Origin of the sequence: Mastigocoleus sp. MO_188.B34, assembly GCF_030065675.1 — a bacterium.
Classification (GTDB): domain Bacteria; phylum Cyanobacteriota; class Cyanobacteriia; order Cyanobacteriales; family Nostocaceae; genus Mastigocoleus.
The window spans coordinates 48,154-55,218 of sequence record NZ_JASJDK010000039.1 but is presented as its reverse complement, the minus strand read 5'-3'; the positions used below and the strand labels follow the sequence as shown (position 1 = coordinate 55,218).

6 protein-coding genes are annotated in these 7,065 nt (G+C 36.0%); 1 reads left to right on the top strand and 5 read right to left on the bottom strand.

What is annotated here, in order from left to right:
- Positions 1-73: 73 nt before the first annotated feature.
- The 5 genes from QNJ50_RS11755 to QNJ50_RS11735 all read right to left on the bottom strand — a co-directional run bounded on the left by QNJ50_RS11755 (position 74) and on the right by QNJ50_RS11735 (position 5,550).
- The gene (locus tag QNJ50_RS11755) at positions 74-1,084 is read right to left on the bottom strand and encodes a protochlorophyllide reductase (RefSeq protein ID WP_300635473.1); all 1,011 of its coding nucleotides are present in this window, start codon (positions 1,082-1,084) and stop codon (positions 74-76) included.
- A gap of 219 nt (positions 1,085-1,303) precedes the next feature.
- A complete protein-coding gene (locus tag QNJ50_RS11750; protein WP_300635472.1) occupies positions 1,304-1,846 on the bottom strand; it encodes a GNAT family protein in 543 nt (180 codons plus the stop codon).
- Positions 1,847-1,925: 79 nt separating this feature from the next.
- Complete coding sequence (locus QNJ50_RS11745; RefSeq protein WP_300635470.1) at positions 1,926-2,294, bottom strand: hypothetical protein; 369 nt, start codon at positions 2,292-2,294, stop codon at positions 1,926-1,928.
- Between the two features lie 179 nt (positions 2,295-2,473).
- Positions 2,474-3,001, bottom strand: a complete 528-nt coding sequence (locus tag QNJ50_RS11740) for a dihydrofolate reductase family protein (protein ID WP_300635469.1) — start codon at positions 2,999-3,001, stop codon at positions 2,474-2,476.
- 326 nt (positions 3,002-3,327) lie between these two features.
- Positions 3,328-5,550 carry a recombinase family protein gene (locus QNJ50_RS11735; protein WP_300635468.1) on the bottom strand — a complete coding sequence of 741 codons (2,223 nt, stop codon included), beginning with the start codon at positions 5,548-5,550 and terminating at the stop codon, positions 3,328-3,330.
- A gap of 86 nt (positions 5,551-5,636) precedes the next feature.
- Between QNJ50_RS11735 and QNJ50_RS11730 the strand changes: the two genes are divergently transcribed.
- Positions 5,637-6,980, top strand: a complete 1,344-nt coding sequence (locus QNJ50_RS11730; RefSeq protein WP_300635467.1) for a proton extrusion protein PcxA — start codon at positions 5,637-5,639, stop codon at positions 6,978-6,980.
- The last annotated feature ends 85 nt before the right edge of the window (positions 6,981-7,065 follow it).

The window sequence follows — 7,065 nt, the reverse complement described above, 5'->3', positions numbered from 1 at the left end:
CATAACTTAGTATATTATGTTCCCAAGCTAAAACTTGGGAACCAATGAAAAATTAAATTGATGCATCAAATAATTATGCAGAACTACCACTAGTAGCAAAGCTCACACCTTGTTCGTCCGCAAGCCCAACTAACTTAGCGCTCAGTTCCCATAATTTTTGAGCTTTATCATCATCAAGTGCTTCGTTAGAAACTTCTTGAACAAAGGACTTACGACCTTCTTTTTGGCGATTTCCCCAGCTCCAGTAGACACCAGATTTGTTGTATTCAGGATCGGCTACAACCATTGCAACTCTTTCGCCTGCTAATTCTTCAGATACATATCCACCAGTGATATTTTTCTGGAATAAGGGGAAGATGGTTCGGAACAGGGAATAGTGATTGCGGAATAAAGCAGTTTCTGCAACACAACCAGGATACAAAGAACTAAAAACAATCTTTGTTGAATTACTATAGCGTCGATGTAGTTCCCGCATTGTTAACACATTGCAGAGTTTACTATCTTTATAAGCTTTACCCGATTTAAATTTCTTACCATTAATCATGGAAATCGGTGCTTTGAATCCTTGCTCAAAACCTTGCAAGTCTCCTAAATCTGGAGGTGCTGGAATAGGAATCTTTCCTCCCAACTCTTTGGGATTAGCTGTCACAGTTCCCAAAATTACCAATCTTGGTTCAGAAGACGACGATTTCTTCAGATCTTCTAACATTAGATTGCATAAAAGAAAATGTCCGAGATGATTGGTCGCAACACTTAACTCATATCCATCTTCACTGCGCAATGGCTCTTTTAACAAAGGCATATATACCGCAGCATTGCATACCAAAGCATCTAAGGATCTACCAGTTTTCCTGAAGTCCTCAACAAACTGGCGCACGCTCTTCAATGACGCTAAATCGAGATGAATAATTGTATAGCTGTCACTCGACATCCCCACTTCTCTGGCGACTCTTTGAGTCTTCTCAAGATTACGACATGCCATAATCACATGCCATCCTTTTTTCGCCAGCGCCTTAGCTGCGTATAAACCTACCCCTGAAGAGGCACCCGTAATTACCACCGTTGACTTCTGATTTTGTGTCATTGTGTTAATATTTCATTACATTTTCCACATAACTCCATAAAGTTTAAGCTAACCTTACATATCTTCTGAAAGCAGCTTCAAAAATATTTAGACAAACTTGTACTTCACTTTTATTTAGTTGGGGAAAAAGTATAGTAATTGCAAACAAATGACCCTGAAGGAAGGTGACTATATCTTAGTTTTGTGCATGTCTCAGATAAGTTATTCCATTGTTCCGACCTAAATAACTTTGGCGTATAACACTTGATCTATGAACTTCCCTTCCTTAAAAACTCCTTTTTTGAAGTGACCTTCCTTATGGAAACCATTTTTTTCTAATGCTCTGATGGATCCAATATTTGTACTAAATACTTTTGCATAGACTCTAATTAATCCCAATGTGCTGAATGCATATTTAGTTAATGCATTAATCGCATTCGTTCCTATACCTTGACCCCAAAATTCTCTTCCAATCCAATAACTCAATACCCCAGAATGACACCTAATATCGTTATGAATTAATAAACTAATTACACCTACTGCTTCTTGTTCATTTGCAATTGCAACGACCAAAGTATTGGCTTCTTCTCTTGCTCGAGTAATTAAGATTTCTGCATCTGTACTTGTAAAAGGATATGGAAATTCGTTTCTCATATTGAGCCAAATTTCCTTATCATTCCCATTTTTTGCTAGTGACTCTGTATCATTTATCTGCAAATGTCTAATCGAATACCCGTCTTTTTGCAAACTAATTGGAAAATCGATATTATTTTTATTTTCCAACGATTTTGAGGACATAATTAGTAAAATATAGTAAATTCACTAATATTATCTTTTATTTTTATACTTTGCATTAGAATTCCTAACGAATAATAAAGAATGCGATCGCAATAAATATAATCATAATAATTACAACCAGGAGTAATATCCGATCTAACCTGAATTTACTACCTTGACTGCGAGCAAGCAGATCTTGAGTTCGAGAATTAAGTGCTATACGCTGTCTCAATAAATCCAACCTTTCAACAGATAAATCTTTGACCTCTGCATAAATTTTCTCTGCTCGTTCAAAATACTGTGTCGGAACACCAAGAACAATATTTCGATCTCTTTTTGTTGGTTGAGATGGAGTAAGGTGGAAGGTAATTTCTTCTTGTTCTAATTTCGCACAGAGAATTACAAAGTATGGATCCATTCGATCTGTAAATGTCTCTAAAACAGTATAATCCATAACTCTGTATTTCCTTTCAGGGAACTATGGCAAACAATCCTAGACGTATTTCCCATTTTTTTCTTAGTTATTTTTACATGAGTAAAATTTTGCCCAGGATGCTATTTTACAGACTTAGTATATTTATTCATCTATCTGTATATAGATTTTAAGTTTTTAGATTTGAATATAAAATTAGATTACGCCCAAGTTTTTTTATAGTGAAGTTCAACAATACCAGAAGGATAAGACTTCGTATCAACAAGATCGAGTTTTAGCTCTGTTACGGATTGATAAAGGGAAATACCCGATCCTAGAATTGTTGGGATGAGTGTAATAATGTATTCATTTACTAAACCTCTATTAATAAATGAGGATATAAGACTACCACCACCCATCAACCATATTCGCTTGTAATCTTTCTCTTTAACATTCTTGAGAACTTCTTCTACACCACCTTTGATGAACAATACATCAGTAGGTTTAGTGGATAGATTTCGATTCGTTACGACATAGGATATTTTACCTGGGTACGGCCAATCTCCAAATCCTAAAACTTGTTTGTAAGTTGTTGCACCCATGATCAAAGCATCGATAGAATCATAGAATTTGTTGTACCCAAAGTCTTCTTCATTGTCTTCGGGTGATGGTAACCAATCAATACTCCCATCTGAACGGGCAATATATCCATCAATACTCGTTGCAATATAAATAATAAACTCTACCATGCTTATAAATTATAGGTATCCAGTATTTATTTGAATAACCAAATAACAATTAAATTAAATAATGACATAAAAATTAATATTGTTTTGGCAATTTGTTAGTCAGTATAATGCTCTTCCATCACTCTGGAGAAGTAAAAATCTCAGACAATTTTTTAATCTCAAACAGGTACTGGGTTTGGAGCTTTATTTTCTAACACTATCAATAAAATAATCGCTTTTGGCTAATAGTCTTATACAGTAAGGATTTCATTTTTTACTCTGATGAGAGTGATGGAAGAGCGCTAGGCTGCTCTGCCTAGGCTGTTAACTAAATTAATGACAGATAACTAACCCGCTATGGTAGCATCGACTGGAATACAAGCATTTACCAGAGGTAAAAAGGGTCCAAGTTGGTCTTGTCCGTTTACAGCTAGATCGCTATGACACAAGTAAATTTTTTCCGAAACGCGAGCCAGTAAATCTCCTAAGATCATTTGTAGTCTGTTTTCTTCTGCTTCAGTTTCATCTAAAGCTGTCCAAGGCTGTCCCAATCGATGTTGTAGAAATAAGGGTGCGCCAAATAAGGTTGCAGAACCTCCCTTTGACCACAGAGGAGAACCTGCATCAAGCCAAAAATGCCAGCGATGAAAACTTCTACTTGCACGATATTGATAAATTGTTGCTAAGGTTACAGCATTAGCTGCAGGTCCCACGGGACGAACAGGAAAAGAATTTGCGGCGATCGTACCGCGTCGTAGCAGTTGAATAAATTGGGCGATATTATCTATTTCTAAATTACCTCGGTTAATGGTGGGCGAATTATTCTGATTCTGGGAAGCTTCTATTTGTTTAATACGGGTATTAATTTCCCAGTAATGTTGAGCGGTTTCTAGTAATTCCCGCAAAGCTGCTAATTGTTCGTAAGCAGTGTGTGCAATGTTAGAGAGAAATCTCTCAATGGTACTGTATAAAAGAGATACCGGACTGGGAATTAAATGTTGTTGGTAATTAGAGCGCTGTTGTTCCAACCATTGTAATATTTCATCATAAGCTTTGGTCGATCCATATCCCAGACGATCCCATCTGTTGTATGCATTAACTGGTAATAATTGAGGAACTTCAGGATGAGGTCTAAAACAGTAATCTGCAATTAAGCCAGCACGCACAGGATCTATTTCAGTGGTTAAGCCGGTATTTTCATTGTTAGCAAAAGAAGATGGGACATTTCCCTGTTTGCGACTTAAAACTACCAGCATTTGTGCGATATCATTTTTGTCTACTAAACGTCCTAGACCTGGATAAACTAAAGCTAAAATTGTCAGTAAAGAACGAACTAACGGCGAACTAATTAAAGGACGCTGATACTTGAGGGAATTAACACAGATTCCTTGCTTGTGAAGAATTTCAATTAAAGTATAACGAGCGATCGCATCTAACCCTGGAGCGATTATAGCAATATCCTGGGGTTGAACAGACCCTGAGTCAATGGCTTTAATTATAGTTTCAGCAGTTTTTCGTAATAATTGAGCCCGGGAAGTAGTTTCGATGGATTGGACTGTCTGGGGTAAGCTTGATAAGGTCATGGGTTCAAAGACCAAATCCAGCATTGGTTTAGTTAAACTGGGAGCTAATGAGGAAAAAAATTCTTGCTCTAAGGTTTCAACTTTGCAGCGTCTTGCTAATTGAGCCATATATTCGGGATCGGCTCCCAAACCCAAACGTACTAAACCTTCAGGATTATAACTGAAAGCTCCCACAGCCCCATTATCCAAAAGAAATTCAAATAAATTCCCCATACAAGCAGGATAATCTTGTATATCGTCTGCTAAAACAGCTTGATAACGCCTAAGTAACTGCTGTTGATAGATAGGATCGGATAATAAATACTGGTTGTACAGTTCAGTTATGATTCCATAAGTTAAAAAACCTCGTTCCAAACACCATTCACGCCAGTTTAATAATAATTCTGATGTCAGGTTTGGTTCCAATTGGATAGTATTTTCATCAGTTGCAGTAGATTTGCTGGTAATTTCTTCTATTTCGTTACAGGGTACTTGACTGTAAGCAGCTAATTGTAACAAGTCCAAAATTCGTCTCACTAAACGATATTCATTGAGACCTAATCTACGCAAAGTTGTATCATCTAAGTGGGGACGCCAAAGTTTTGTCGCAAATTCCTGTTCTGTCTCAGGACGTAATCTGACTGGGAACTGGGCTTTTAAATTCAATGTTTGAGTTAACAAAGGCCAAAATAAAATTACCTCATCTTGAAAGAAACCTAAGGGTGTTTTAATTCGTAATGGATATTTTCCTTGAGTCCTGTTCAGGATTTTATCTGTTAATTGCTGGCGATTATCATTATTTGCAGAAAATACTAAAATTCCCGGTTCTAACTGACCAATATCTAGCTCTGTTTCTTTGTTGTAATTACTTTTTGTCAATTTTTGACTTGCATCAAATGATCTATTGTAAATTGAATTGTATTGTAGCCAACTATAAAATTCTTCCACTAAGCGAGTGCTTTTTCCACTACGACTGGAGCCAAGTACCCAAAGAGAGTTAAAAGTCACAAATTATCTCCTTGTGAATTTGTTACTATACCTCGTACGTTAGTACGTAAAAAAATAGCGAGCAATGCTCTTCTAATTTACCTAAGATGAAAAATTCTGATTGGGGACGAGAAATTTACTCTTTTCTTTTGTCAGCTTACAAAAGGTACTTAACAACTCCAGAGCGTTCTCTGGAAGAAGCTTACAAAGCAGCTTTACAAATCAAGAATATCGAAGATAATTATTTTAATGGTAAAAGAATTGCCCTCGAATCCACACAGTATAGCCGCAGTATAGTTGATTTATTTGAGTCAGATTTAAGGAAATATCTCAAAACAGTAAAGATGCGGCTGACAGAATTTAAGGCTAGTCGCTTTTTTTTGAATGAATTTAGTCAAAATGCTTTGAAAAAACAAGAAATCAAAATTCTCGAACCTAATTTCATTTTAGAAAGGTTGAGATTTATTGATGAAGTTGTTGGCAAATACAATACTATTGACGATGATACCAGCCATGAGGATCTATTAAGACAATCTACACTCAATCAATCTAAACGCAAGCAATCTAAACTAGTCAAATTTGACTCCGCGACCGCCAAACAAAATGAACTTTCGGATTTAATAGAGCCGGAATCATCTAAAGTTGCAAGTAAAGCTGATGCGACAGGAATTTTACCCCGTTCTATTTTAAGTACGATTAATCGCTTGCAAGTGGAGTTAAATCCCAATTCTGAGCAAGATGTTGTCAAAGATTTTCGCAGATCTCAAAGAAGAACTTTGGTATCTGTCAGATTTTTATTATTACTAATTATTATTCCCCTCCTAACTCATCAGTTGTCAAAAGCTATTATTGTTGGACCAATTGTAGATGAATTTAGACCTTCAGAAAAAACTGAAGTTTTTCTCAATTATGAGATGGAGGAAAAAGCTTTAGTAGAATTGGGAGCTTATAGAGAAAAAATTATATTTGAGAATTTTATTAGAGATGAACCAATTTTATCTGTTGATGAAGTAAATGAAATAGTCAAAGGAAAAGCAAGAGAAATTGCTGAGGAGTATAAGAGCCAAAGTGGTAGCGCAATCAAAAATGTCTTTGCAGATATGTTTTCAGTTGCTGCTTTTGTTATATTCCTAGTCTTTAGTAAACCTTCAATTGCAGTACTAAAAGATTTCTTTGACCACATAGTTTACGGTCTGAGTGATAGTGCAAAGGCGTTTATTATCATTTTGTTTACAGATATCTTTGTTGGTTTTCACTCACCCCATGGATGGGAAGTAGTATTAGAAGGAATTTCTCGTCATTGGGGATTACCTGCTAGTCATGATTTTATATATCTGTTTATTGCAACTTTTCCAGTAATTTTGGATACCATATTTAAGTATTGGATCTTTCGTTATTTAAATCGAATTTCACCTTCTGCAGTTGCAACTTATCACAATATGAATGAATAAAAGGGAACAGGGAATAGGGAAAATGTAGCAGAATTAAGGAGTCAGAACAGCAGCAATTCTCATTTTGGAAGGAGAATTGCTGTAA

Coding starts and splice junctions, on each gene's coding strand:
- QNJ50_RS11740 (WP_300635469.1), bottom strand. CDS start 3,001: ATGGTAGAGTTTATTATTTATATTGCAACGAGTATTGATGGATATATT.
- QNJ50_RS11730 (WP_300635467.1), top strand. CDS start 5,637: ATGAAAAATTCTGATTGGGGACGAGAAATTTACTCTTTTCTTTTGTCA.
- QNJ50_RS11755 (WP_300635473.1), bottom strand. CDS start 1,084: ATGACACAAAATCAGAAGTCAACGGTGGTAATTACGGGTGCCTCTTCA.
- QNJ50_RS11745 (WP_300635470.1), bottom strand. CDS start 2,294: ATGGATTATACTGTTTTAGAGACATTTACAGATCGAATGGATCCATAC.